This is a genomic window from Parabacteroides sp. AF14-59, assembly GCF_003479515.1.
Taxonomy (GTDB): Bacteria; Bacteroidota; Bacteroidia; order Bacteroidales; family Tannerellaceae; genus Parabacteroides; species Parabacteroides faecis.
This window is the reverse complement of sequence record NZ_QUHH01000003.1, coordinates 138115-164613: the sequence shown is the minus strand read 5'-3', so window position 1 is coordinate 164613 and position 26499 is coordinate 138115. Positions and strand designations below refer to the sequence as shown.

23 protein-coding genes are annotated in these 26499 nt (G+C 43.6%); 8 read left to right on the top strand and 15 right to left on the bottom strand.

Annotated features, from left to right (window positions below; genetic code table 11):
- Positions 1-6: 6 nt before the first annotated feature.
- Positions 7-1008, top strand: a complete 1002-nt coding sequence (locus tag DWW23_RS04765; protein ID WP_122352138.1) for a GGGtGRT protein — start codon at positions 7-9, stop codon at positions 1006-1008.
- A gap of 114 nt (positions 1009-1122) precedes the next feature.
- On the opposite strand, the gene DWW23_RS04760 is transcribed toward DWW23_RS04765, so the two are convergent.
- Complete coding sequence (locus DWW23_RS04760; protein ID WP_122352137.1) at positions 1123-1755, bottom strand: hypothetical protein; 633 nt, start codon at positions 1753-1755, stop codon at positions 1123-1125.
- 2 nt (positions 1756-1757) lie between these two features.
- Positions 1758-2276, bottom strand: coding sequence for a DsbA family protein (locus tag DWW23_RS04755; protein ID WP_233564266.1), 519 nt, complete (start codon positions 2274-2276; stop codon positions 1758-1760).
- 110 nt (positions 2277-2386) lie between these two features.
- On the opposite strand from DWW23_RS04755, the gene DWW23_RS04750 reads away from it, so the two are divergent.
- A complete protein-coding gene (locus tag DWW23_RS04750; RefSeq protein WP_122352135.1) occupies positions 2387-3613 on the top strand; it encodes a DUF763 domain-containing protein in 1227 nt (408 codons plus the stop codon).
- A 237-nt stretch (positions 3614-3850) separates the two neighbouring features.
- Here DWW23_RS04750 and DWW23_RS04745 read toward each other — a convergent pair whose 3' ends face one another.
- Positions 3851-4318 carry a hypothetical protein gene (locus DWW23_RS04745; RefSeq protein WP_122352134.1) on the bottom strand — a complete coding sequence of 156 codons (468 nt, stop codon included), beginning with the start codon at positions 4316-4318 and terminating at the stop codon, positions 3851-3853.
- A 9-nt stretch (positions 4319-4327) separates the two neighbouring features.
- A complete protein-coding gene (locus DWW23_RS04740) occupies positions 4328-6058 on the bottom strand; it encodes a serine protease (RefSeq protein WP_122352133.1) in 1731 nt (576 codons plus the stop codon).
- Between the two features lie 434 nt (positions 6059-6492).
- Here DWW23_RS04740 and DWW23_RS04730 point away from each other — a divergent pair, with 434 nt between their 5' ends.
- The gene (locus tag DWW23_RS04730) at positions 6493-6804 is read left to right on the top strand and encodes a hypothetical protein (protein ID WP_147382550.1); all 312 of its coding nucleotides are present in this window, start codon (positions 6493-6495) and stop codon (positions 6802-6804) included.
- Positions 6805-6969: 165 nt separating this feature from the next.
- Here the strand turns inward: DWW23_RS04730 and map are convergent, their stop codons facing one another.
- The 4 genes from map to DWW23_RS04710 all read right to left on the bottom strand — a co-directional run bounded on the left by map (position 6970) and on the right by DWW23_RS04710 (position 9769).
- Entirely contained in the window at positions 6970-7821 is an 852-nt protein-coding gene (gene map / locus DWW23_RS04725; protein ID WP_122352130.1) for a type I methionyl aminopeptidase, read from the bottom strand.
- 85 nt (positions 7822-7906) lie between these two features.
- Positions 7907-8437, bottom strand: coding sequence for a hypothetical protein (locus tag DWW23_RS04720; RefSeq protein WP_122352129.1), 531 nt, complete (start codon positions 8435-8437; stop codon positions 7907-7909).
- Positions 8434-9162: a hypothetical protein gene (locus DWW23_RS04715; RefSeq protein WP_122352128.1), complete on the bottom strand. Its 729-nt coding sequence runs from the start codon at positions 9160-9162 to the stop codon at positions 8434-8436. Before DWW23_RS04715 ends, DWW23_RS04720 begins: the two co-directional genes overlap by 4 nt.
- Complete coding sequence (locus DWW23_RS04710; RefSeq protein WP_122352356.1) at positions 9155-9769, bottom strand: TetR/AcrR family transcriptional regulator; 615 nt, start codon at positions 9767-9769, stop codon at positions 9155-9157. Before DWW23_RS04710 ends, DWW23_RS04715 begins: the two co-directional genes overlap by 8 nt.
- 178 nt (positions 9770-9947) lie before the next feature.
- Here DWW23_RS04710 and DWW23_RS04705 point away from each other — a divergent pair, with 178 nt between their 5' ends.
- Positions 9948-10793, top strand: coding sequence for an endonuclease VIII (locus tag DWW23_RS04705; RefSeq protein WP_122352127.1), 846 nt, complete (start codon positions 9948-9950; stop codon positions 10791-10793).
- Here the strand turns inward: DWW23_RS04705 and DWW23_RS26675 are convergent.
- Complete coding sequence (locus tag DWW23_RS26675; RefSeq protein ID WP_233564265.1) at positions 10784-11146, bottom strand: type II toxin-antitoxin system RelE/ParE family toxin; 363 nt, start codon at positions 11144-11146, stop codon at positions 10784-10786. The genes DWW23_RS04705 and DWW23_RS26675 overlap by 10 nt on opposite strands.
- On the bottom strand, positions 11143-11439 hold the full coding sequence (locus DWW23_RS04695; RefSeq protein WP_122352126.1) for a hypothetical protein: 297 nt from the start codon (positions 11437-11439) through the stop codon (positions 11143-11145). Before DWW23_RS04695 ends, DWW23_RS26675 begins: the two co-directional genes overlap by 4 nt.
- 89 nt (positions 11440-11528) lie before the next feature.
- Between DWW23_RS04695 and DWW23_RS04690 the strand changes: the two genes are divergently transcribed.
- Positions 11529-12119, top strand: a complete 591-nt coding sequence (locus DWW23_RS04690) for a nitroreductase family protein (protein ID WP_122352355.1) — start codon at positions 11529-11531, stop codon at positions 12117-12119.
- A gap of 87 nt (positions 12120-12206) precedes the next feature.
- Here DWW23_RS04690 and DWW23_RS04685 read toward each other — a convergent pair whose 3' ends face one another.
- Positions 12207-14324, bottom strand: coding sequence for a glycoside hydrolase family 2 protein (locus tag DWW23_RS04685; RefSeq protein ID WP_122352125.1), 2118 nt, complete (start codon positions 14322-14324; stop codon positions 12207-12209).
- 173 nt (positions 14325-14497) lie between these two features.
- Here DWW23_RS04685 and DWW23_RS04680 point away from each other — a divergent pair, with 173 nt between their 5' ends.
- From DWW23_RS04680 to DWW23_RS04670, 3 genes are all read left to right on the top strand, one after another.
- A complete protein-coding gene (locus tag DWW23_RS04680) occupies positions 14498-18586 on the top strand; it encodes a two-component regulator propeller domain-containing protein (RefSeq protein WP_122352124.1) in 4089 nt (1362 codons plus the stop codon).
- Positions 18587-18678: 92 nt separating this feature from the next.
- Positions 18679-19845: a glycoside hydrolase family 105 protein gene (locus DWW23_RS04675; protein ID WP_122352123.1), complete on the top strand. Its 1167-nt coding sequence runs from the start codon at positions 18679-18681 to the stop codon at positions 19843-19845.
- A gap of 19 nt (positions 19846-19864) precedes the next feature.
- Entirely contained in the window at positions 19865-22138 is a 2274-nt protein-coding gene (locus tag DWW23_RS04670) for a hypothetical protein (RefSeq protein WP_122352122.1), read from the top strand.
- Positions 22139-22235: 97 nt separating this feature from the next.
- Here DWW23_RS04670 and DWW23_RS04665 read toward each other — a convergent pair whose 3' ends face one another.
- The 4 genes from DWW23_RS04665 to DWW23_RS04650 all read right to left on the bottom strand — a co-directional run bounded on the left by DWW23_RS04665 (position 22236) and on the right by DWW23_RS04650 (position 26474).
- Positions 22236-23189 carry a TraB/GumN family protein gene (locus DWW23_RS04665; protein WP_122352121.1) on the bottom strand — a complete coding sequence of 318 codons (954 nt, stop codon included), beginning with the start codon at positions 23187-23189 and terminating at the stop codon, positions 22236-22238.
- Positions 23190-23200: 11 nt separating this feature from the next.
- Entirely contained in the window at positions 23201-24490 is a 1290-nt protein-coding gene (locus DWW23_RS04660; protein ID WP_122352120.1) for a DUF3472 domain-containing protein, read from the bottom strand.
- A 96-nt stretch (positions 24491-24586) separates the two neighbouring features.
- Positions 24587-25861: a serine--tRNA ligase gene (gene serS, locus DWW23_RS04655; RefSeq protein WP_122352119.1), complete on the bottom strand. Its 1275-nt coding sequence runs from the start codon at positions 25859-25861 to the stop codon at positions 24587-24589.
- A 79-nt stretch (positions 25862-25940) separates the two neighbouring features.
- Positions 25941-26474, bottom strand: coding sequence for a C40 family peptidase (locus tag DWW23_RS04650; protein WP_122352118.1), 534 nt, complete (start codon positions 26472-26474; stop codon positions 25941-25943).
- Positions 26475-26499: the final 25 nt, after the last annotated feature.

The following is a 26499-nucleotide window of genomic DNA, read 5'->3' as shown; positions in this document are numbered from 1 at the left end:
AATAATATGGCTTTATTTGAAAGTTACGACCGTCGTATTGATCACATCAACGCGGTTTTAAAAGAATATGGTATCAACGGAATCGAAGATGCAAAAGCTATCTGCGACGCTAAAGGTATCGATCCTTATACAATGTGTAAGGAAACTCAACCTATTTGTTTCGAAAATGCATGCTGGGCTTACGTTGTAGGTGCTGCTATCGCTATCAAGAAAGGTTGCACAAGCGCTGCTGACGCTGCCGAAGCTATCGGTATCGGTCTGCAGGCATTCTGTATCGCTGGTTCTGTTGCTGACGACCGTAAGGTTGGTATCGGCCACGGTAACCTGGGTGCACGTCTGCTTCGTGAAGAAACAAAATGTTTCGCATTCTTAGCCGGTCACGAATCTTTCGCTGCTGCTGAAGGTGCTATCAAGATCGCAGAAATGGCAAACAAAGTTCGTAAAGAACCGTTGCGCGTTATCCTGAACGGTCTGGGTAAAGATGCTGCTATGATCATTTCACGTATCAATGGCTTTACTTATGTTCAGACTCAGTTCGACTATGCAACAGGTGCTTTGAACGTGATCAAAGAATATCCGTATTCTACAGGTCTTCGTGCAAAAGTAAAATGCTATGGTTGCGACGATGTTCGTGAAGGTGTTGCTGTAATGCGTGCTGAAGGTGTTGACGTATCTATCACAGGTAACTCAACTAACCCGACTCGTTTCCAGCACCCGGTAGCCGGTACATACAAGAAAGAATGTATGGAAAACGGTCACAACTACTTCTCTGTTGCTTCAGGAGGTGGTACAGGCCGTACTCTGCACCCGGATAATATGGCTGCCGGTCCTGCTTCTTACGGCATGACAGACACAATGGGCCGTATGCACGGTGACGCTCAGTTCGCTGGTTCTTCATCTGTTCCTGCTCACGTAGAAATGATGGGCTTCCTGGGTATGGGTAACAACCCGATGGTAGGTGCTACTGTTGCTGTAGCTGTTGCTATCGAGGAAGCTATGAAGAAGTAATTAAACTTACTGATATAGTAAAGCCCTTGCAGCATAAGATTGCAGGGGCTTTTTTATATACCTATCTCAGTTACACGCCATTCAATAGAAAAGAAAATATGGAATAAAGACTTACTATCTTCGTCCCCCATTCCTTCCGTTTGTATTTGATCTGTCATTCGTTTTTGACTCACTATTCGTTGGATTTCTATATTGTTCCGTACGGTTACTTGTTCCGCTATTCGACGGACGGGTAACTTCTGAAGGTTTTGTCTGCGGACGATTGGTTTCCGGACGGCTTGGCCTATTCGATTCGGGACGATTCGAGCCGGGTCTGTTGGACTCCGGACGACTTGGTCGATTGGACTCCGGGCGATTCGAACCGGGACGGTTAGGCTTGTTTGGACGATTCGGATGATGATGGTCCGGAGGGTAAATATAAATAGGACGACCATAATCCGGAAATATCATCGGAGGAGCTACCGGTGGAATATAGGTTACATCGTCATACAAATATTCATATCCTGTCAGATAGTTATCCCAGAACTCCAACGCATACACTTCATCACGGGCTGTCCGATATTCCAAAACTTCCTGCACATAACCATCTTTCTTGTTTACAGCCAATACCCGGTTAGGAGGTCCCATCATATTCTCCACCTCGGCAACAGTCATACCCGTGGTTAACATACCCAGATCCAGATATTTATATGCTCCGCAAGCTACCAACAAGAAAGAGGTCAGTATGATCAAACTTATTTTTTTCATTTTCATTTTGAAATTAAAGACTCCAGATATTCGATGAATTCGGAAGTCGTCCAGTTCCCGTCAAAGACTTCACCATTAACGAAGAAAGTTGGCGTTCCCTGTACGTCATTTTCCAATCCGGAATCGTAGTCATCTCTTACTTTCTGATAGAAACGGTCTTTGCCGAAATCCGTTTCAAACTCTGCTGCATTTATTCCTAACTTCTTAGCATATTCCAGCAGATAATAGTCATCCAACGCATTTTGATTTTCAAAAAGAAGGTCGTGCATTTCCCAGAACTTGCCATGAGAAGCTGCGATCTCTGCTGCAATAGCAGCATGCAAAGCGTGCGGATGTAACTCCGTCAACGGGAAGTTACGAAAAACAAACTGCACTTTGTCACCAAGTTTCTTCTGTATATCTTTTACTATATGATAAGCTTTTCTACAATAAGGACACTGATAATCAGCATACTCAATTAATTCTATCGGTGCATTGACCGGACCTTGAACGTGATCGTTCTTATTTACTTCCAAATACATAGCTGTTACTATTTGATTTCTAATTAATAACATCACAGACTTTTCTTTTGTTGTTTATATTAGCATTTCATTAACTGAACCGATCCTGTTTTTTAGCTATCTTCGCATCTATGAAAAGAGGTACAGCAGATTTACCATTACATTACGGAACCGTTCCCCCCTGGTTGGCCGAACGAATGAGCCTGCTTGGCGGAGCTATTGCAGAAGCCATCATCATCGAATACGGACGTCCGGCTTTGCTGCAACGCCTGAGTGACCCGTTCTGGTTCCAATCGTTAGGCTGCGTGCTGGGAATGGACTGGCATTCGTCTGGTATTACAACGTCTGTTATGAATGCCCTGAGAAAAGCGATCAATTACCGTTCAGAAGAACTTGGTGTTTATATTTGCGGAGGAAGAGGTAAGTTTTCGAGAGAAACACCTAATCAATTGCTGGAGGTAGCCAACAAAACCGGATTAAACGGGAATGAATTGGTAAGACACAGCAAGCTAGCAGCTAAGGTCGATAACACAGCTGTACAGGATGGTTTTCAGCTTTATCTGCATACATTTATCGTTACGAAAGAGGGCGACTGGTCTGTCATCCAACAGGGAATGAACCCGAATGAACGCATGGCACGGCGTTATCACTGGCTTTCGTCTTCACTCCGTTCTTTTGTGGAAGAGCCGCATACTTCTGTTTGCGGAAGGAACCAGGGATTGATTCTCAATCTGACGGATAAACTGGCTGCACCGACAAAAGAGGGTATTGTTGAACTGACAAAAGAATCCCCCGACAAGCTGATGCGCGAAGTTTCCATTATCCTTCCCAATCACCATGAGGTAAAAGCTGAAGATGTAAATCTTAAACGGCTGGGAGCAGCTCTGATTCTGGCTCATGAAACAAATATATCCGATATAGAATCGCTTCTTTTGTTGGAGGGAGTGGGACCAAGAACATTACAATCACTCACTTTAGTCAGCGAAGTGATACATGGGACGCCTTCCCGGTTCTCCGATCCGGCACGTTTCTCTTTTGCCCACGGGGGAAAAGACGGGCATCCGTTCCCGGTTCCGACAAGTGTTTATGACGAGACTATTGAAGTGTTTAACAATGCAATCCATAAGGCACATCTCGGAGAGAAAGACAAGTCCGATGCACTAAAGAACCTTTCCAAAATATCACAGGAGATGGAAAAAGGCTATACGCCCAACAACTATTTCGATGATTGGGTACAATACGAACGGGATAACTCTTACAAATACAAAGGAAAAACTGTTTTCGGAGATGCCAAAAAGCCCGTAAAGAAAAAAGAGGACAAAGGGGAAGGGGGAATACAATTAAGTCTGTGGGATTAAAGTTACTTTTCTCTTGAAAGAAAAGTAACCAAAAGTTCAAGGCTGCACCTGCCTCGCTACTCCGCATCCTGCGTTCGCTGTCGCCTCCGAAACTCGCTGCGCTCAAACAGCGGATGCTCCGGACGCTCTCTACGGATGCTGCGCTTAACGCTCACCAGCTGAGGCCTTTCAGAGAACGCAAAGCGTTCTCTTATGATTGCCGATACTGCCTGTTAAAACCGAAAGCACTTGTTATAGCTAGCGTCGTACCAACGTATATTTATACCCAGTCTCCGTACAATCCTGGATAAACAAGGTATCGCCGTTTATCGACAACGGATAAGCCGGATTGGTTGCATAAAAGACATCCATCAGATAGGCTTCGTATCCTACCCCCGTATCAGCTTTCCGCCAGTTCAGATCGCCGGGTTCGTCTTTGCCATCTTCCGACCAGATATATTTATCACCGTCAAATACAATGAAAGTATTTTCAAACTCGCAAAGCTGACCGGCGTTCTGGCCGCTGACCAATTCCCACTTTCCATTGACAAATTCCTTGATCTCGGGAAGTGATTTATCAAAAAGAGTCGCCTTAACTTTCGCACGGGTTCCTGTCTTCTCTACTGTTTGATCTCCCCCCTGCTCCGACTTACCTTTACAACCACTTGTACCGATCAGGCACAAGCCCACAGCTGCAATAATGAAAATACTTTTCACGTTATTCATATCCGGTCCTTATTTACAATGTTCCTTTATCAGTCTTTCAGCTAACGGATCACCCAGTTCTTTTGCTTTATTCAAGGCTTCACAGGCTTCTGCTTTCTTTTCCATGCGCACATAACAAATACCTTTCAGACGATAACAAGCTGCAAAATCAGGAGCAACCTTCAATGCCTCATCAATACATGCCAATGCTTCCGTATAGTTTTTCAAACGAACATACACAGACGCTTCTTCCGCACGGTAATCCGGGATATCCGGACTCTGGCGAACGGCTTCTTTGATATCAGCCAAAGCACCATCCATATCGCCGGCACGGAATTTAGCCTGTTCGCGGTAGAAATAAAAATCGCTGCCGACACTGCCGTTCATTGCTTTATAATACAAGTCATAATCTTCGACCGCTTCTGCATACTGTGACAGACGGAGTTTCCAGTCCACACGCTCCAGAATAAACTGACCGGCATCGGATGTAAGCGGTAACCCACACTTTTCTACAGCATTATCCAGCAGGGCGATCACATCTCCGATATTGAATCCGGGTGTATTTTCCTTAGCCTTAGCAGCCCAATAGAAAGAGTTAGGCGATGCCAGGTCACTATTGTTCACGATCATATATTCGTTATAAGCCTGGTCGAATTCTTTCAGGAAGAAATGAATATCTCCCGCCAACTGATGATAAACCGGAAGATCTTCTTCACTTATAGCTTTCTGAATTGTTTCCATTGCAGCCTGTACAGTCCATGCCGGATCGGTCAAAGTCGTATCGGTGGCAGCTACGCTATAGATCAGTTTCGCTTTATTATAATATACATCTCCTTTTTTATTGCTGTATTTGGAAGCTGTTTCAATATCGTCCAACGCCAATTTCAGATACTTATCCTGCTCGGCAGGAGTAGAAGCCAGTTCGGCACGGCGTCCGGCATAATGATTGGCACGGTTCAGATAGCCGTCAACAGAACTCGGGAACGTCGCGATAAAATCGTTCAATGTTTCCAGATATGTTTTTACATCCTGTGTACTTCCTTTCAGGAACAAAGCGACCTGGGCCTGCTCTACATCTGCCGGCCATGCTTTCTTTATCCCTATACTATTATATACGGAATTCAGGAAATCGGTGGGAGCTATAGACAGACTATTCACATAAGATGCCGAAACGGCATACGATACATCTTTCTTTCCGGATGCATCAGCCTGCGCCAAACCGAAAACTTCACCTTCGGCATTCAATATCGGCGAGTTCACCCGGGCATCTTCCAACGGAATGGATAATTTGTAGTAACTGTACGGATCTTTCAGTTTGCTGACCTCCGTAATCGTTCCCTGTTCGAAATCAGCTTTTTTTTCTGTTGTATAGGGTAATAAATAAGCTACAGCACCTACAGCCAGCGGATCGGCAGCGATAGAAAAGAACTGTACCTTTTTGGGAGTTTCCGCTTTCACCTTTATAACATCATACAATTCATCCGCACCGACGACCGTTGTAACCGGATATGTTTTTCCTTCCACATCCGTCACCGTTGCCTTTTCTGCCCCTTTGAACAGATCGTAAGCTGTAAGGACATCCCCTGTTTCAGAAACAAAAATACCTGTTCCCGAGGTAAGTTTGGTTCCGTCTTTCCCGTATGTAGTGATTAAAACAACAGCTTTTTTACTTTTGTCCATCCATTTAGGAGCGGCGTTTTTCTGCGCAGTTGCCGGTAATAGGTGGCAACAAATCAAAATAAGTAATAGTATTCGTTTCATTTCTTTTCTCATGTTATCAGATATGCCGACAAATGTAATACTTTATTATCTGAGTACATATTGTCTGAGTATAAAATTATCCGCTTATGAAACTTAAAATGTTATTCCTTTTCACAACCAAAGACGGCGGAGAGCTTGTTATCACCTTTATTAAACATCATGGCGGGAGATACAATAATACACGTTTCAGGTTTCAGTCATTTTCATGCGTTGATATCCGGGGCTTCGGAATGAAAAGTAATTATACAGCCGCCTTTTTCGGAAAACCAGGGTCTTTTGAATACAAAACTAGGGACTTTTGACTTCAAAACATATATGCTTTGCAGACAAAACATATATGTTTATTTTCAATAGATACCTACCACATATCAAATAATAGTAGTATATTGCGAAAGTTCATTATTTGTCAGAAATTAACGGATAGCAAACATACCATGAATATAATTAAATATGCACTTTTATCAGTTCTTTCGATATGCCTGTTAACTTCCTGCGGAGCAACGCTATCAAACGCGATGGCTGCTGATAACAATATTCAGAAACTGGAATTGGGAATGGCAAGGCAGGATGTTATAAATATTATGGGGAATACTTATAAAAGGCTGGAAGTAAAACAAACTCCTACAGGTTATCTGGAGACGCTTGGATACGTTGACTATGTGGAGGGAACTTATAGGTTACGTCTGCTTGACGGGAAACTGCAGGAATGGGATTACATACAGCCTCATAAATGCAAGGAAAAATAAACCCTTCAGGATAAATAGATGGTTTATAAATATTTAAACCACCTGAAACCTGCAACGTACTGTTTGAAATACTTATGGATTCATGCTAAAACACTTAAGTATTTGTTTCCAGACACATAAGTATTTTATCAGAAAAACATAAGTATTTCAACAATAAAACTTACTTTAATCGGATAATATCTCCAGTCCGTCTTCCCGCATCACGAAAGTATGTTCCCATTGGGCGGAAGGAAGTTCGTCGTCGGTAATGACAGTCCAGCCATCTTCTTCCGCAATATAAACACGATATGTTCCCATATTGATCATCGGCTCGATAGTGAAAACCATGCCCGGAACTAGTAACATACCGGTTCCTTTACGGCCGAAATGGGTAACTTCCGGCTCTTCATGAAATTCCAGGCCTACTCCATGACCGCATAAGTCACGGACTACAGAAAAACCATTCTTCTCCGCATGTTTCTGGATCGCATGACCGATATCGCCCACATAACCGAACGGTTTAGCAGCTTCCATACCTATTTCCAGGCATTCCTTTGCCACACGCACCAATTTTTCTTTTTCTGGAGAAACCTTGCCGATCATATACATCCGGGAAGCATCCGAATAATAACCGTCCAGGATCGTAGAAACATCCACATTGATGATATCACCATCTCTCAATATCTCTTTTTCACTGGGAATTCCATGACAAACAACCTCATTGACGGAAGTACAGACACTTTTCGGGAATCCCTCAAAATTCAACGGAGCCGGGATAGCCCCGTGGGAAACCGTATAGTCATAGACCAGTTTATCTATTTCAGCGGTCGACATACCGGCTTTTATTTCCTTCCCCACTAAATCGAGGATTCCTGAATTTACAACTCCGCTTTTGCGGATACCTTCAATCTGTTCTTCTGTTTTAATCAATTTCCGGGAAGGAACCAAATGACCTTTATTCTGGAGATAGAGAATCTTTTTATCTAGTTCGGTAAGTGGTTGGCCCTTGATTACCTGCCAATTATTTCTTTTTCTCATACATTTATTCCGTTATTCTTTAGTAATAACACAACAAAGGTACATTAGTTTTTAATCTTTACAGGTAAAATCAGTTTAATAAAGTTCAAAAAACGACACCCAGTTTGACTGAAAGACAATGATAATTCAATGATTCTTCATAAGAGGAAACAAAATGGGAGGTTGAATATTCCCGCAAACGTTTTAGTCCCTGCAGCCCATATCCCAAAGCAAACAAAAGTTTCTTATCAGACCATACATTCATCCGGACCCCGACGGAAGGCGACAAATAAAATCCTCCCACCACCTTTCCGGAAGGAGCAAAAGAATAACCGGCCGAACAATCGAGATAAGGAGTAAACCGGGCCGGTTTCAACAGATCGAATTGCAAATTACCGGTTAAAGGGATCAGAATATGTCCGTTATAAAAGGAAAAGCCGCTCCCTAATCCAACCGAAAAACGATTACTAAAACGATAAAACGCTTTACCCTCCAGTACGAACGGGACAGCAGAAGGCGTGTTCATCGGAATCCCCGTACTGACAGTTACCTGATATTGAACAGGTTTATAATCCGTTTGACCTTTTGACACAAAAGGTATCAGAATAAAGAAAAATACGAACAGGTATTGTTTCATGGCTGGATCGTTATTGTGATCTGTTTTACAATCTGTAAAGCGGAGGTCAGGGAAGAGGTATCCGGATATATCTGTCCGTCACTTCCGTCCGGCGAACTATGTCCGACCAGCGTAGCGACATACGATGTAAGATCCGACAACAGGTCGATATCCGCAGCATAAATAACGGCAGGTTGTCCGCTCCCCTCCTTTCCACCTGAATAATTCTTATCTCCCTCCTGAGCCGATTTTGGATAGTTGTCATTAAAATCGGTGGAATGATTGATCTCTATTTTCACTCTGAACTGCTTCAATCCTTCTGCAGGCTGCATCTTAACATCGAAACCGTCATGCGGGGTCGCTCCTGTCAGACCATCCGTAAAAGGTTCTTTTTTGGTCGGTAGATACAGTCCGTCATCATATTTTACTCCACGTGAGTAACTCCAATGCGGCAAAGACTCCTTCCTCCTGTTTTTACCTGCCATTTGCCAGCTCTGGGTCGCGATCTTATGAGTCACATAAACAGTAGATAGATAGTTGCCGTCCTTGTCTTCCAACCATATAGCAATCTGAGGAGGATTCTTTTTGCTTATTCCCAGGAACAAGGGAAAGTCATGCAGCCATGATTCGCCTTTCTCCAACGTGATTTTCAGGTCATTCTTTTTATATTCCACCAAATCATTGTTGCATGAACAACAAGCCAGCAAAACCATGCAGGCTCCAGCAAAAATACTTGTCTTATTCATTTTTATAATTTTTAATCCAGTTATCGATCAATCGGTCTAATCCTTTCTCCAGTTGTTCCCAGCCTGTCTCACTTTGCAGTTTGAAGCCATTGTAAACCGGACAATTTTCTTCCAGCAGGACAAGATAAGTGATGGAAGAAGTCAGGACAGTCGCCATAACGGCGATATCCTCTTTCGGCCGGTTCGTTAATCGGCTGACTGCTTCAATCAGCCAGATGCCTTTTGCCTCCCTCCTTTCGCGTAACTCTTTTATTACTTTATTTTTCGCTGAAAGCTCCCAGCGATACAACCGTCTCAAGGTGTAACTGTCGCGCAACATCGTGATCTGATCACGAAATAACTTCTTGACAAAGTCTCCCAAATGTGCTACATCAGGCAATTCCGGCTCCAGGTTGATCCAATAGTCATTCCGTTGAATATAGGCGACGATCAGTCCGTCCAACGATTCAAAATAACGATAGATCAACATCTTCGACAATCCGGCTTTTGCTGCCACGGCATTTACTCCGAGGTTTTCAAAACCGTCTTCCTCTATCAAGTCATCTATCGCCTTCAGGAAAGCCAACTCTGTCAGTTCTCTGTTTTTACTCATTCTTTCTTTTTCCATCATTCTTACTGTTGTTACCATTCGGTCACAAACATAAGTTACCCAGCGGTAACATCACAAGAAAAAACTAATTATTTTATTTATTTCTTCAGAAAAAGCGATCCGGTTGCTTTCTAAACAGAGATATATTCGTATGTTTACCAAGTAAAAACATACATAACGAATAAACCTGTTAAAAATGATAGAAGCACCGGAAGCCTTGTACATCTCCGAGCAGATGAATCAAACGATTAAAGGGAAAAGAATTACATTTGTCAGCGCAGGATATACACCTCATAAGTTTGCATGGTTCTATGGAGATCCGGCTAATTATTCGGGGATGCTTACCGGTAAGATAATCGGGGAAGCCCATGCCTATGGTGGTCTGATCGAGATAGATATAGAAGATGTGCGTTTATTATTCGGAGACGGGATGAATATCCGGTACTACGCTCCCGGTGAAAAGATACCGGAAAAACACCAGTTGCTCATTGCTTTCGAAGACGAGAGTTGTATCATGGGATCCGTCCGGATGTACGGGGCAGTCATGTGTTTTCCTGACGGTGCTTTCGATTGCAGCTTCAGCTCCTATCGTGAAGGGGCACGTACCAAACCACAAGTGCTTTCGGAAGCTTTCGACAAAACCTATTTTCTGAGCCTGATAAACAGTGAGGAGAAACAAAAGAAAACGGCAAAGGCTTTCCTTGCGACCGAGCAAACGATACCGGGATTAGGAAACGGAGTTTTACAGGACATCCTGTTCAAAGCATGTATCCATCCTAAGACTCGTATCAACATATTATCTGAAGAACAGAAAGATACGTTGTTTCATTGCACTAAAGCGACACTTCAGGAAATCTATCAGGCAGGCGGACGTAATTCGGAAACAGACCTGCTCGGAAATAAAGGCCGCTATATCCCCATATTATCCAAAGATACAACCGGCAAGCCTTGCCCGGTTTGCGGAGAAGATATACGCAAAGAGAGTTATATGGGAGGAAGTATCTATTATTGCTTTGAATGTCAGAAGTTGACTCAACCGTAAGGTTCCATATCTTCACATACCCAGTCGGAGCTATGTTCTATTGTATAACGTAGCTTTCCTGGTTCTTGGTGAGTATCAAAGAACATGGCTATTTTTACGGCACCTGCTTCTATCCAGTAAACGATCTTTAAATTCGAATGCTGAACAAAAGTCCGAAAACATTGAGGATAGTCTCTTAATGTAGGCTCTACATAACCTAAACCCGGAAAATCAGCCAAAACCTGAAGACATTCCTTTATTGAAAAATATATTTGGTTGGCTCTTGACTCTCCATACAAGACTTGATTAAAAGCTTTCAATTCTTTTAATTGTCTTTTAGCCAAAGGAGACATGATACGTTTTAACTTTTTCATCTATTGCCAGCTTCCTCTTCAATACCCCATTCTTTTTCCAATTCAGCAAAAACTTCATCCGCATCCAACATCCTCCCATTCCGATCATCATCCAGCACCTGATCGATCAGGCTACGAAAATGTTCTGCGGAACGAATCTGAAAACTCTCCGGAGATGACAATGGCTCTCGATCACCTTGCTGTTGGTAAGCAAATATCTGATCTTCCAGAGAGATCAGCAATTCTTCGTCTTCTATTTGACTGATCTGCTTTATCAAGTCTTCCCGACGCCTGTTTATTGAATTGATCGACATGATTTTGATTTTTAAAGTGACTTCACAAAGATAGAAATAATATTATTGTAATTCCGGATTTTATCCGTTTCAATTTGTATGTTTGCAGTATGAAATGGACATATTCTTTTATCGCATTATTCTCTATCCTGATTGCCTGTAACAGCAATACAGAATCAAAAGACAGTCAGGAAGAAAACCAAACATTGGAAACAATCTTCAACCGCAAAAGCGTACGCAAATATACACAACAGCCGGTTGAAAAAGAGAAGCTGGAAACATTAGTCCGTGCAGGAATGGCAGCCCCTTCATCCAGAGACCGCCGCCCCTGGGAGTTTATCATCGTAACAGACCGTGATATCCTGGATACCATGGGAGACGGATTACCCCTGGCACGTATGCTGAAAGAGACTAAACAAGCCATTATCGTATGTGGCGATACCGTCAAATCCGGCAATGCCTGGCAGTTGGATTGTTCTGCTGCTGCACAAAACGTACTGCTGGCTGCCGAATCGTTAGGACTGGGAGCCGTATGGACTGCCGCCTATCCTTATCCCGAACGGATGAATGTTGTACGGGAAGCATTGCATCTTCCCGACCATATCGTTCCGCTGACAGTTATTCCGGTCGGTTACCCTACGGGAATAGAAAAGCCGAAAGATAAATTCAACAAGAAACAGATACATTACAACGGATGGTAAAAAGTAAATCCCGGTATCACTCCCCTGCCTTTTGGCTTTCAGGAGTAATACCGGGATTTTATCTATCATTTAATTCCGGGAAAAAGATCAGAATCCGGCATGTTCTTCTTTATTGATCGACTGGTCCGAATCGCGTTTCTTTTCTCCGCTATACATCCATTCGATCTCATCTTCGTACGTCTTGCCGTCTTTTACAACGACCGTCTTTACAATATTCTTACCCATATCGAGCGTCACATTATCTATAATATAATGTACGGGCGTATAACCTTCACGGATACCGGCCAGTTCTTTGCCGTTCAGGTACACTTTCGGCGTACCGATATTTGAATAAACCGTCACTGAAGTTTCCTTTTTCTCACGATCCCAGTTACGACGTTGTGTCAGGTACAATACCGGATCTTTGCTCCAGTTGGCCTTATACCAGAAATAAGAATCTTTCTTAATCTTACGGTCAAAAGTAACCAGTCCTTTCATATTCCGGGCCGGAACACCGCCACGCACCCACATCGGGGCACAGAAGTCAAACGTATTCCAAAGGTAAGAAGCAATGATATACGGATGGGCCGCGATCACGCTCCACTGATATTCGTGAGTCTTGGTAGCAAATGTCTCCGGATAAAATTCTTTTGTCCAGTTCAGGGCATCTCCCAGATATTCGGTCTGATGGTTCAGGTTGGCATCAGCACCGTACTCGGTCAGCATCAGTTTCTGATGAGGATATTCTTTTTCCAATCCTTCCACCCAGGGTTTGATATCCTGTATTTTCTTTTCATACCAACCGAAATAACGGTTCATTCCCTGAATATCGGCAACCAGGTTCACCGGATGTTCCATATGACCATATCCGTTTACCGATACTGTGTAACGATCCGGATCTTCCGTCTTAGCCAGGTCATGCAGAGATTGCGTCAGTTCTTTGGTATATTGATGCGGCTGATACACTTCGTTATGCAGTCCCCACACATAAATAGACGGGTGATTGAAGCTCTGGCGGATCATTTCACGCAACTGGTTCCGGCAGTTTTCTGCTTCCTGACCCGTGACACGGTTCACAAACGGTATTTCCGCCCAGATGATCAATCCCAGGCTGTCGCAGCGGGAATATAAATAATCCGACTGCTGGTAATGAGCAAAACGGACGGTTGTCGCACCGACATCCATGATCGTAGCCAGATCGAAGTCATGGTTCTCATTCTTCAACGCACTACCCAGTCTCCACCAGTCCTGATGACGGGTAACACCATACATCGGATACTTCTCACCGTTCAGATAGAATCCTTTACCGGCAACGATCTCATATTTACGCAACCCTAACGGCTGTACCATTTCGTCGATCACCTGTCCGTCTTTGATCAGACGGCTGACAACCTTATACAGATAAGGATTCTCACGTCCCTGCCACAAAGTCGGTTTCTTGATCGTGAAAGAAGACTCGTAAGCCTGTTCGCCCTGTGCCGTCAATTCGAAAGACTGACTGTTCGTTGCAATCTGTTTCCCTTCCTGGTCATAGATCGTATTCTGCAAAGTCACAGGGACCGGTTGCAGAGTACCGTTATCCAGTTTCACCTTTACTTTTACCTCCGCCTGTTTCTTAGACACATTCTTTTGGGTAATATAAACACCCGGAGAAGCACAATCAGTCACACTGATGTTATACGGTTCTGTTACGATCAACCATACCGGACGATAGATACCGCCATACACCCCGAACAGATTATGGTTGACGGGAATCACATCCGGACGCGATTTATTGTCCGCTTTCACCATAATCTCATTTTCTTCTCCCGCTTTCAATAACGGACCGATCTCACAGGCAAAAGCCGAGTATCCTCCTTTATGGGTAGTAGCCAACACTCCGTTCACAAACACTTCGGAACAAGAGCCGATACCTTCAAAACGTAAAAAGACACGTTTATCCTTTAATTCCGCAGGGAAAAAATATTGTTTCTTGTAATAAGCAGCCCCTTCATAAAAGCTATTAGCCTGTACCTGCATATCTTTAGCATTCCAGGTATGGGGTATTTCCACTTCTGACCAACCACTATCCCATTTTCGGGCATTTACAGCCAACTCTTTTTCAGCCGGAGCCTTCTTAAATGACCAGCCGGAATTAAAAGATTCCACTTTCCGGCCTTCCGCCTGCATCGACACAAATCCCAGACAGGCTAATAATAAGGTTAAACTTAATACTCGTTTATTCATGATTTGTTAATTGAATGAGTTGCAAATATACCTCCGAGCATCCGTTTCTGCTAATAAAATCATCTCATTACCGATTAAGATCGTCTCTATTTCGGCAAATAGCTCCATATTTATTACCTTTGTACAGATAAAAACAACTATATTGCTCCTGCAAAACCACACGTTGAATACATATGGCGAGAATACACAAACAAATACACATACTTATCATTTTACTCATCCATACCATTTCCGGTTATGGAAACAACAACAACCCGTTCTTCTTTTCACACCTGGGAGTGGAAGACGGGCTTTCCCAAGTCTCAGTGCTTAATATTTTCCAGGATTCGGACGGATATATATGGTTCGGAACCCGTAATGGGGCAAACCGTTATGATGGATATGAATTTAAACTGTATCAAAACGAAGTAAACAACCCGGCTTCAATCAGTGATAATTATATCCGCAAGATCAACGAAGACAAAAATAAAAACATATGGATAGGAACCTCCAACGGTGTGAACTGCATTGACTATAAAACACAGCAGATCTCCCGTTTCTATCCCAGAACAATTAATCCCTCAATTACGACTAATGCCGTCAATAACTTTCTATACCATACCAACGGCGATTTATATGCATTCACCACCCGAAGCGTATTAAAATGTAATCCGGATAAAACGGTAGAGGAAATGTCTTTCCTGAAAAATTTCGAGGCTCCTATTCACTCTGTCATTCAGGATAACGACGGAGATATCTTTCTCGGAACGGAAGACAGAGGATTATATATATTCTCCAGCGACTGGAAACGAAAAAAACATTATCTTCCGGATAGCGCCAATAATCGGCAGAAACTACCTAATAGCACTATATCCACTTTATTAAAAGGTCCTGATAATAACATTTTCATTGGAACCAATGAACACGGGCTATGTATATATAACAAAAAAGATGAGACTTTTACCCGGCTGGACACAGACAACTCCGGCCTGAATAACAATTCGATCCGTCACCTTATTCCATTCGGTAATGACTCTATTCTGATCGGCACATTCAGAGGTTTAAATATACTGAATACTCAAACTATGATTATCAAGTCCATCGATATGGACATGAATGCAAAGGGGGCACTCAGCCATTACTCCATTCACAGCATGCTGATCGACCGTGATCAAACATTATGGGTCGGAACCTATTCTGCCGGAGTCAATTACCACAGCCCGTTTTATAGACCGACCTCATTCATCACGCCGAATGCCTTTGCCGGTATCATAGGACAAGGTCAGGAAGATAACGACGGTAATATGTGGTTCGCAACGGAAGGAGCCGGATTACTTTATTATAATCCGAACAATGAGGAACAAAGGATCTATCCCATTAAACCGTTACAAGCCGGGAATTATGAAATAAATATCCTCAAATCCATTTTGATACAGGGAGATTCTATTTTTTGTGCGACCCATTTCGGGTCTGTTTATCTCTTTTCGATTCATAGTAAACAATATCAAAAAATACATGACTATAAATATAACGACATTAATACCTTATATATTGACAGCAGAAAACGGTTATGGATTCCGACCAATACACCAAGCCAGACAGTTATAGTCGATAAAGGGAAAACAATCAATAAATTCAATGTCGATGGCAGAGAAAAACAATTCAAAGGAATGTGCCTGATCAAAGAACTCGAACAGGATATCTTTTTATTTGGTGCGATCAGCGATAGTGTTTTCGTCTATGACATGAACGAAGAAACAGTAACGGACCTCACTGCCCGGTTACAGAACGGTGAGAAAAACAAACGATTAGGAAGTATCACCGGTGCATTGAAAGATGTCGAACAATACATATGGATAGCCACCACCAAAGGTGGTTTATTCCGGCTGGATAAAGAGTTGAACTTAATACAGAATTATCAGAAAGAGGATGGACTGTCGGAAAGTTACATCAATTCGCTTTCCATCGATAAGAATGGCGATATATGGGTGGTCACCGTGAAAGAACTATATAAATTAAACCGTCCGGAAAATAAATTTGAACTGATCAGTCCCATTGACAGTCCGACACAAGAATACACACTCTATGCCAATAATTGTGTATCGAAAGACGGAACCCTCTATTTCCCGGGAAATAAAGGAATACTGGCGATCAATCCGCAAAAAGTGATAACGAATCCCAATATTCCCCCAGTTTATATAACCTCATTGCTTATAAACACTCAGGAAGATCCGGAAGGGCAAGCAACCTATCAGGAGTTATTGCCTCTGCAGTATGATAATAACGTCACACTTGAAGCCAACCAGGGAAATATCACGATCCGGTATTCAGCTTTAAACTTTATCCATTCTCAGGATAATTCCTACGCTTATATAATGGAAGGAGCCGACCATAACTGGCATAATATCGGTCATCGCCGGGAAGCTTATTACAGTAATCTATCACCCGGAAAATATACTTTCCGGGTAAAAGCAGCCAACAACGACGGCATTTGGAATACCCGGGAAGCAATACTGCATATCACCGTCAATCCTCCATTCTACAAAACGTGGTGGGCCTACCTGATCTATTTGTGTATCATATCCCTGATCGTTATATGGATCGTGCAGCGGCAACACCTCAAACACGAACGGGAACGGGAAGAAAAATACAGGGAGCTGGAACAGGAACGGATGAACGAACTGCATGAAGAACGGATGCGGATGTTCACCAACTTCTCACATGAACTGAGAACACCCCTTACATTGATCATTAATCCGTTGAATGATCTTCTTCAACGGGTAACCTTCTCTCCGGAAGTGAAAGATGCCTTGCAACTGATCAAGAAAAATACAGGAAGAATGTTACTGCTGGTAAACAATTTAATGGATATCCAGAAATATGAAGCCGGAAAAACAATCCTCCAGAAGACTCGTTTTAATTTTAGTGCGTTCATACAGGAAATGTATCATTCATTCGAAAGTGTTGCAGCGAACCGGGAGATTACTTTCACACTGGATAATAAATTGCCGGAATCATTCTTCACTTGTTACGATGAGGCGGAGATCGAAAAAGTCTTTTTCAATCTGTTGTCCAATGCATTCAAATTCACTTCGTCCGGTGGTCAGGTAACCATCCGCATACGGCAAATAGCCCAGCCCTATTGCGAAGGTTTACCGATGTTCCCGGAACAGCAAGTTTCTACTTTGATAGAAAGCAGTTACTTGTTTATCGAAATAACAGATACCGGAATGGGATTCAACCAGGGAGAAGCCGACAAAATATTCGAGCCATTCTACCGTGCCAAAGAAGATATCTACAAACAGGTATCCGGTACCGGTATCGGCCTTAGCCTGACTCGTTCCATCGTCCAGCAACACCAGGGATCTATCTGGGCTACAAGTGCCGAGGGAAAAGGCACTTGCTTTATGATACTCCTGCCGGATACGGAAAAGCAAAAAGAGCAGGCTAATGACGTTTCCCGTTCATATCCTTCCGAGATCAATAAGAAAGTAGCGTTGCTGGTTGAAGAAACAGAAACCCGTAATAAACAAACAGTCTTACTGGTTGACGATAATCAGGAAGTATTGGAATATCTGGAACAGCAACTCCAACACGACTACATTGTCATGAAGGCGATCAATGGAAAAGATGCTCTTGAACAAATAGATAAAACGTATCCGCATATCGTTATCAGTGATGTGATGATGCCGGAAATGAATGGACTGGAACTCTGCATGAGAATCAAAGAAGATCAAAACTTTTGTCATATTCCGGTCATTCTGTTGACAGCTAAATCGATGGTCTCACAAATTGAAGAAGGGCTGGAAGCAGGAGCAGACGATTATATCGTAAAACCGTTCCAGGTCTCTTTACTGAAAGCCCGTATAAAAAATATCCTCTCACTCCGGGAGAAATTGAAAAATATCTACGGAGAATCATCGACACTGAAACAGCTCGGCGTGGAAGAACCGGAAGAGAACAACGACTTCCTCAGTCAATACATAGATATTGTGAAAGCCAATATATCCAATCAGGAACTGGACGTGTCAGTGATCTACCAGGCTTTGGGTATGAGCCGGGCAAACTTTTACAGGAAAGTGAAAGCCGTTACCGGCTTATCCCCTATCGAGCTTATCAAGAATATACGCCTGGAAGCCGGAGCAAAGCTACTTAAAGAATCGAGTATGAATGTGTCTGAAGTAGCGCAGCATGTAGGTTTCAGCAGCCGTTCTTATTTTGCCCGAAGTTTTAAGACGGTTTATGGAATGTCACCGACCGAATATCAGGAAAGTAAACAATGAGACATTTATACTCACATTTGGGATAATTATACTTATCCCAAATGCAGTTCTTTTATTCTTTTGGCTATTGTTAATCATTAATAAAAGAAACTATGTATTCATTGTCATTAAAACACATGGCAGCACTGGCCGGGCTGAGTGCCGCCACCTTGTTGCCCGTAAATCTGATTGCAGAAACGGCCGTCAGCCCTTCCATCGAACAAAACACCCGGTCAGGCTTTGATAAACAGGAAATATTATCGGTTGCCGGAAAAGTTGCCGACTGGCAGATCAAAGAGTTTCCCAACAATAAATATGCAATCAGCGAACCCAAAGGTTGGATTGCCGGTGCTCTCTATTTGGGAATGTACGACTGGGCCGAACTCTGTGGCGATACCCAATACTTCGACTGGCTGAAAAAGGTCTTCAACCGCCAGCACTGGCAGGTAGCCGACCGGATGTATCATGCCGACGACGTTTGTGTCTCACAGACTTATCTGGATATGTATAATAAGTACAAGGAAGAAAAAATGCTTCTCCCTACCGTGGCCCGCATCGACTGGGTCATCAATAACCCATCCAAAGGAGGATTGGATATCGATTATAGCAAACCTGTCACCTATGAAAGATGGTCCTGGTGCGATGCCTTGTTCATGGCTCCCGCCGTTTATACCCGCCTTTACACCCTCACCGGCAATAAAAAATATATGATGTTCGCCGATACCGAATTTAAAGCCACTTACAATCATTTATACGATAAAGATGAAAAACTCTTTTTCCGTGATAGCCGCTATTTCGGTCAGAAAGAGGCAAACGGCAAAAAAGTCTTTTGGGGACGCGGAAACGGCTGGGTGATCGGCGGTCTGGCAGAAATATTGAAAACATTACCTGTTGATGATACGGAATATCGTCCCTTTTACCTCCAGTTGTTTCAGGAAATAAGCGAACGGCTAGCCGGACTGCAAAGCAAAGACGGCTATTGGCATGCCAGCCTGTTGGACCCGGAAAGTTATCCGTCGCCGGAAACCAGTGCGACCGGTTTTATCGTCTATGGTCTTGCATACGGGGTGAATCAGGGGTATCTTCCGGCAGATAAATACCTTCCTGTTATCGAAAAAGGATGGAAAGCTCTTGTCTCGGCAGTAGAACCAAACGGTAAACTGGGATGGGTACAGCCAGTCGGTGCCGATCCGCGCAAAGTGACTCGTGATATGACAGAATTATACGGAACGGGCGCTTTTCTGATGGCCGCATGCGAGATTTATAAAATGAAAAAATAACATCGGACAAAATCATATTATGAAACACATTTTACAAATAATAGCTTTATTTTTTTTCTCAGTCCTCAGTTTATCCGCCCAGGATTGGCTGATCGACGGTTCTTCCTACAAGTCAAATGTACAGACTACCCATGAGGGGAAACGTCTCGAACTGAGCAACGGCCTCCTGCGCCGCACTTTTCTGCTTGCCCCTAACGCAGCAACCATCGCCCTTGACAACCTGATGACCGGAGAAAACGAATTACGGGCAGTGCGCCCTGAAGCCCTCCTTGTCATCAACGGAAAAGAATACCCTGTCGGAGGACTGACCGGGCAACCCGTCAATAACTTTCTGACAGAAGAATTTATCGACACGATGCAGGCTTGCGACTCAGCCTTTACGTTAGTCGATTACCAGATAAGCGAAAGCAAAGAACGCTTTCCCTGGAAACCCAACTCTCAATGGATCTCGAATGTATATCCCTGGCCGGCTCCGGGAAAACGGATCACATTCAATTACCAGGCACCGGCAACAGCTCCCCGGGAATGTAAAGAGCTGAGAGTACGCGTCATCTACGAACTGTATGACGGTGCCCCTATCCTTGCTAAATGGATCGAGATCGAAAACAAAGGAACGGAAACCGTTACGCTCGACTCTTTCAAATCTGAAATACTCGCCTTAGTGGAAACCGCCCCGAAAGTACATTACGGCGAACCGCACGAAGTACGCATGATGGCACAAGAGCCGGGTGTTTACACCCAAGATTTTCGTAAACAACCGGTACAGACAGATGCACCACGTGACTATATAGACCGTTTCACCCAGCTGTTTGTCGTTACCGACTATGCCATGGGCGGCGATATGGAAGCAATGAAAGACAATCCGGCTGTCCGCTGGGTATTCGACCATCCCGAATATGAATTTACCGGAATACGTTACTACGGACAATACAAACCCGCTCGTCTGGAAGTCACTCCCCTACTCGGCCCAGGAATGGAAATCAAGGCCGGTGATAGTTTTGAATCCTGTACGGCATTCGAGATGCTACGGGATGCGACCGACCGGGAACGACGTGGCTTGGCAGAATGTAAGTTCTGGCGCATGATGGCTCCCTGGACACAAGAGAATCCGATATTTATGCACGTACGCCAATCGGATAGCGAAGCGGTCAAACAGGCCATCGACCAATGTGCCGCCGTCGGCTTCGAAATGGTCATCATGACTTTCGGCAGCGGATTCAAGATTGAGAATGATTCAGCTTCTTATCTGCAACGAATGAAAGAATTAAGCGACTATGCCGCCGGAAAAGGTATCGCCATCGGAGGTTACTCCCTGCTGGCTAGCCGGGGAGCAAAAGAGACAGACGCCGCAATTAGTCATAGAACCGGGAAACCGGCCAAAACACGTGAAGAAGGTAGCCGGTTCGGCGTATCTCCCTGTATCGCATCCGATTGGGGAGATACCTACTTCCGTAAATTACAGAATTTCTTTACGACAACAGGCATGAACGTCTTTGAAAACGACGGTTCGTATCCCGGAGATCCCTGCACTTCCACTTCTCACAGCGGGCACAAAGGGTATCTCGATTCCCAATGGCAGCAATGGAAGAAAATCAGCTCCTTCTATCGTTGGTGCCGGGCGAACGGAGTCTATCTGAACGTTCCGGACTGGTATTTCCTCAGCGGTTCCAACAAAACACCGATGGGATATGTAGAGACCAACTGGTCGTTACCCCGTGCCTATCAGGAAATCATCGAACGACAAAATATCTATGACGGAACCTGGCAGAAAACACCCAGCATGGGATTCATGTTCGTTCCCCTCACCCAATATCACGGAGGAGGTGAAGCTGCTACGATCGAGCCTCTGAATGAGCATCTGGACCATTACGAAACACGGCTCCGGAATCTGTTCGGGGCAGGCGTACAAGCTTGTTATCGCGGACCGCGTCTATACGATACCGAAGCAACAAAAGAACTCGTAGACAAATGGGTCTCTTTCTATAAAAAATACCGTCAGATACTGGATTCCGACATTATCCACCTCCGCCGACCCGACGGACAAGACTGGGATGGGATCATGCACGTAAACCCGGCACTGAAACAGAAAGGCTTCATCTCCGTTTACAACCCGCTGGATGTTCCTGTACACAAAGAGATCAAAATTCCTCTTTATTATACAGGGCTGACCGATAAGGTAACCATAAAAGAACAAGACAAAAATATACAGGTATATGCATTGGAACGCGACTATTCCGTTACCATTCCTATTACCATACCGGCCAAAGGATACAACTGGTATATCGTTGAATAACATCAACAGAAGACTAATTAACTCGACTTTATACAAAATGCACTCCTTAGTTATATTCAACTTAAGGAGTGCACTTTAAAGTATAATTCTATCTTTTTTATCTGAAGGCTTCCACCCGATACCCCTTTTCCCGTAAAAGACAAATAACTCCATTTTTACCAGGTAAATGACGAACACCGACTGCTATGAATGTCGGATTATCTTTAATTAATCCGGGTAACTTTTGTACCCAGTCCCGGTTCCTTTGGTCTATCATCTTTTCTAAAAAATCGTCATATTCCTTACTATACAGAGGTTCATCCTGAAAAGCCGAACGAATCTTTTTCTCACAATCAACTATACGGTTTATATCCTGTGACCGGTAAGCACTATGCAATTCATCTATCAAAAGAGTCTGTACTTTCTGGTCTCGTAAAGCGATGATCAACTGGGAGGCTTCCTCTTTCAGATTACCCTCAGGAAATAACATATCCAATTGTTCCTTGATTGTCTCCAAACCCAACACATTATATTGCTTGTCTTTTGCACTTGTGTACAATACCACATCCATGACCTGAGTTCGCATACTATCAATTTGCCCCTGGCTGTATCCTGCCTTCACCAGCTTAGCTTGTTCCTCCATCTGACTAAGTACCAATGCCAGAAAAGCCGGCTTCAAATACATTTTATCCAAAGGAACATTCATTCGGCTAACCAACACAGAGTCCAGAAATGAATATTCAGGTTCATCCAATAAATTTGTATAAGAAGTATCCCTTGGCAATTTGGGGTCAAACGAAGACATAAACTCTTCCATATTATCTATATTTTCTGCTTCTCCCACATATTGCGTACAGGTATCGAACGCTTTTTGAAAACCGGGAATACTATCAACATAACTATACAATATATCGAAAGTTCCATGCCACGTTCCCAAAAGATAAGAAGGCTTTTCAAGCCCATTTCCAGAGATTTCCCACAACACACCTCCTTCAAGATCCTTTTGGGAAGAAAAGGAACAAGACAAAAAGGCAAAAAATAAGACAAGTACTGAAACCAAATTTTTATACATAACAGCCTATCTTATAAGGGTAACTTGCTTACATCCACCTCAGGAACAATGCCGTTCGGCTGACGGGTAAACATAGATTTAAACTCTGTATTATCATTGAAGAAACCGCCGTTACGAAGGAAAAACATATTATCAGCTACGCCACCGGCATAATCCTGACGAACCCCGGCACGGGCTGTAGCATCATAAGTAAACATACCTTCGGTAAGTTCTTTCCATTCCCCTTTTGCCGTACGTGCCCATTGGTTTCCGAAACGGACGCTACGTTCCAGATAGCCTTGTCCGGGTATAAAGTTTTCAAGGAAAGAATGTGCTCCGGTATACCACACATTTGTCTGCGGACGCAAGAACCCGGCTATCAGGCGCCATTGATTTTCTTCAGGGGCAAAAAACCAGGCATAATAAGCGGTATTTCCTTTCCCATCCGGATGAACGCGTGTAATTACACGATAAGTTTCACCTGCTTTCCAGGGATAAATCAAATAACTTTGTCCGCCAGAACCCTCATTACCAAACTCGCCGATATGAACGTCCTTTCCCTGTGCCAGTAATTTAATACGGTGATCTTCCGGTATCGCTTTCGGATCATCCGTTTCAAACGGGCTCCATACAGAAAATAAAATACGACGCTCTTTGTCGCTATTCGCCTGGATACCACAATATCCTTCCCCAAAACCATTGGTCATAAAATAACTACCTATTTTATCTTCTCCCTCAGGTACAGTTATTTCATTATAAAAATATTCAATCGGTTCTTCCGGCAAAGTATATTTCATGTGCACCGAAGGTCCGCGCATTCCCCAGTAAGGTTCAAAATCACGTATAAAATAAAGAGGTTCCCGGGCAGCCGGACCATCTATCAACAGTTCGGAAATACCGGCAAACTGAGTACCTTCTTTTTTCTCTCCCTGCAAATCCACACGCACATAACCTGGTTCGGAAAGTAATATGCTACCTACCGGAATAACCGTTTCCGCAGCATCTACGACCTTCACATCAAAACTCTTTCCGCCAAAAGTAACCTTCACCACCGACGGACCTTCCGTAGCAGAGGCTTTCAGGAACAGTTTCAATTCTCCTGCCTGGCTTACCTTAAACCACGATGAAAGAACAGCTTCGGGTCCCGTCCACGATTTGATACCTTCGGTTGAGACTTTCGCTCCATCTTTCCCTGCTGTCACATAGGTATTTCCACCCAACGGAACAACCACCGCATCCGCTGACAATTCTAACTGTTTCCCCTGGCAACTACACATCAGGACAGCTATACCCATTAAAAAAACTTGTTTAATCTTCTTCATTTTCTGTTTTTAGATTTAAAGCAAAACGGGACGGAAGTAACCTCGCTACTCTCCATCCCGTCTCCTGTTATTTTTTCCGCTACTAATCTACGGATATTATTTGATCATATCAAATCCTGTGTAAGGAATCAGCGCTTTCGGAATACGGATACCTTCCGGTGTCTGATTGTTCTCAAGCAATGCAGCCACAATACGCGGCAAAGCCAAAGCACTACCATTCAAGGTGTGACACAGTTGAGTTTTTTTGTTTTCATCACGGTAACGGCATTTCAGACGGTTCGCCTGATAATTGTCGAAATTGGAAACAGAACTAACTTCCAGCCAACGTTTCTGAGCTTCGGAATAGACTTCGAAATCAAAACAAAGAGCCGCAGTAAAACTCATATCGCCACCACACAGACGAAGGATACGATACGGAAGTTCCAGTTTCTGAAGCAAACCTTCCACATGATCCAACATCTCCTGATGAGATTGTTTTGAATGTTCCGGCTTGTCGATACGAACCAGTTCCACTTTAGAAAACTCATGCAGACGGTTCAGCCCACGTACATCCTTACCGTACGAACCTGCTTCACGACGGAAACACTGTGTATAAGCACAGTTCTTGATCGGCAATTGCTTTTCATCGATGATCACATCGCGATAGATATTTGTTACAGGCACTTCTGCCGTCGGTATCAGATAAAGATCATCTACCTCACAATGATACATCTGGCCTTCTTTATCCGGAAGCTGACCTGTACCAAAACCGGAAGCAGCATTTACTACTGTCGGCGGCATGATTTCCATATAACCCGATTTGCGGGCTTCATCCAGGAAGAAATTGATAAGGGCACGCTGCAACTGAGCGCCCTGTCCTTTGTAAACCGGAAAACCGGCACCGGTGATCTTCACTCCCAGATCGAAGTCGATCAGGTCGTATTTCTTAGCTAATTCCCAATGAGGCAGCGCATCTTTCGGCAACTCGGTTTCCATGCCACCCATTTTCTCTACCACATTATCTTCGGCAGCTACACCTTCAGGAACTTCATCATAAGGAACATTCGGAATTGTATAAAGCAGGTTCTGCATCTCTTCCGAAGCCTGATCCATTTCAGCCTGGATACCCTTGCTGATTTCCTTGATCTCGGCAACACGCTTTTTAGCAGCTTCGGCTTCTTCTTTTTTGCCTTCTTTCATCAGGCCACCGATTGCTTTCGACAGCGAATTTACCTCTGCCAGGTTTGTATCTAATTGATTCTGTGTACTACGTCTTTTATCGTTCAGTTCGATCACCTTAGCGATGCTTTCTTGTGCACCCTTAAAGTGTTTCTTCTCCAGGCCACGAATTACGCGGTCTGTTTCTTCCGTAATCATTTTAAGCGTCAACATACTTGCTCTATGTTTATTTATTTTGAAGTGCAAAGATACATAAAAATGCAACTTCTGCTCAGATGTTTACAAAAATATCTTACTTCACCCGACCACCTGTTATCCAGCTCCGTGTATAATAGGGTTCGCTCAAGTTACTTACTATAACTCCTTTCGAAGTACTGGTATGGATAAATTTACCGTTTTTCAGATAAATACCGACATGGTTAGGTACTTTTTTCTTACCGCTCCCTGTCCTGAAAAACACCAGGTCGCCTTCCTGCAATTTACCCCGACTTACCTTCCGGCAGTTATATTTCAGCATATCCGCCGACGAACGGGACAATTGTTTTCCATAAACCTCCCGAAAGACAATCGCCACAAATCCGGAACAATCGACTCCCCGTTTCGTACTTCCTCCCATCCGGTGAGGCGTACCGAGCCATTTGGCTCCCTCATTATAAAGGAATATATTATCATCGGGAGTAATACGGACTCCATACAAACGCGATAATTCTTTAGGCCCTTTAAAGTCAGCCGGAAGTGCAACACGCTTCTTGCTACCGCAGGAGGTCAGTGCCAGAATAAACAAAAGCATCCAGAGATGGGATATGATAAAATTTCTACGAGTCATGACTTATCATACAACTAATTTTAGG

Excerpts from the sequence above, each read along its gene's own strand:
- DWW23_RS04765 (WP_122352138.1), top strand. The coding sequence starts at position 7 with ATGGCTTTATTTGAAAGTTACGACCGTCGTATTGATCACATCAACGCG.
- DWW23_RS04760 (WP_122352137.1), bottom strand. The coding sequence starts at position 1,755 with ATGAAAAAAATAAGTTTGATCATACTGACCTCTTTCTTGTTGGTAGCT.
- DWW23_RS04755 (WP_233564266.1), bottom strand. The coding sequence starts at position 2,276 with ATGTATTTGGAAGTAAATAAGAACGATCACGTTCAAGGTCCGGTCAAT.
- DWW23_RS04750 (WP_122352135.1), top strand. The coding sequence starts at position 2,387 with ATGAAAAGAGGTACAGCAGATTTACCATTACATTACGGAACCGTTCCC.
- DWW23_RS04745 (WP_122352134.1), bottom strand. The coding sequence starts at position 4,318 with ATGAATAACGTGAAAAGTATTTTCATTATTGCAGCTGTGGGCTTGTGC.
- DWW23_RS04740 (WP_122352133.1), bottom strand. The coding sequence starts at position 6,058 with ATGAAACGAATACTATTACTTATTTTGATTTGTTGCCACCTATTACCG.
- DWW23_RS04730 (WP_147382550.1), top strand. The coding sequence starts at position 6,493 with ATGAATATAATTAAATATGCACTTTTATCAGTTCTTTCGATATGCCTG.
- map (WP_122352130.1), bottom strand. The coding sequence starts at position 7,821 with ATGAGAAAAAGAAATAATTGGCAGGTAATCAAGGGCCAACCACTTACC.
- DWW23_RS04720 (WP_122352129.1), bottom strand. The coding sequence starts at position 8,437 with ATGAAACAATACCTGTTCGTATTTTTCTTTATTCTGATACCTTTTGTG.
- DWW23_RS04715 (WP_122352128.1), bottom strand. The coding sequence starts at position 9,162 with ATGAATAAGACAAGTATTTTTGCTGGAGCCTGCATGGTTTTGCTGGCT.
- DWW23_RS04710 (WP_122352356.1), bottom strand. The coding sequence starts at position 9,769 with ATGGAAAAAGAAAGAATGAGTAAAAACAGAGAACTGACAGAGTTGGCT.
- DWW23_RS04705 (WP_122352127.1), top strand. The coding sequence starts at position 9,948 with ATGATAGAAGCACCGGAAGCCTTGTACATCTCCGAGCAGATGAATCAA.
- DWW23_RS26675 (WP_233564265.1), bottom strand. The coding sequence starts at position 11,146 with ATGAAAAAGTTAAAACGTATCATGTCTCCTTTGGCTAAAAGACAATTA.
- DWW23_RS04695 (WP_122352126.1), bottom strand. The coding sequence starts at position 11,439 with ATGTCGATCAATTCAATAAACAGGCGTCGGGAAGACTTGATAAAGCAG.
- DWW23_RS04690 (WP_122352355.1), top strand. The coding sequence starts at position 11,529 with ATGAAATGGACATATTCTTTTATCGCATTATTCTCTATCCTGATTGCC.
- DWW23_RS04685 (WP_122352125.1), bottom strand. The coding sequence starts at position 14,324 with ATGAATAAACGAGTATTAAGTTTAACCTTATTATTAGCCTGTCTGGGA.
- DWW23_RS04680 (WP_122352124.1), top strand. The coding sequence starts at position 14,498 with ATGGCGAGAATACACAAACAAATACACATACTTATCATTTTACTCATC.
- DWW23_RS04675 (WP_122352123.1), top strand. The coding sequence starts at position 18,679 with ATGTATTCATTGTCATTAAAACACATGGCAGCACTGGCCGGGCTGAGT.
- DWW23_RS04670 (WP_122352122.1), top strand. The coding sequence starts at position 19,865 with ATGAAACACATTTTACAAATAATAGCTTTATTTTTTTTCTCAGTCCTC.
- DWW23_RS04665 (WP_122352121.1), bottom strand. The coding sequence starts at position 23,189 with ATGTATAAAAATTTGGTTTCAGTACTTGTCTTATTTTTTGCCTTTTTG.
- DWW23_RS04660 (WP_122352120.1), bottom strand. The coding sequence starts at position 24,490 with ATGAAGAAGATTAAACAAGTTTTTTTAATGGGTATAGCTGTCCTGATG.
- serS (WP_122352119.1), bottom strand. The coding sequence starts at position 25,861 with ATGTTGACGCTTAAAATGATTACGGAAGAAACAGACCGCGTAATTCGT.
- DWW23_RS04650 (WP_122352118.1), bottom strand. The coding sequence starts at position 26,474 with ATGACTCGTAGAAATTTTATCATATCCCATCTCTGGATGCTTTTGTTT.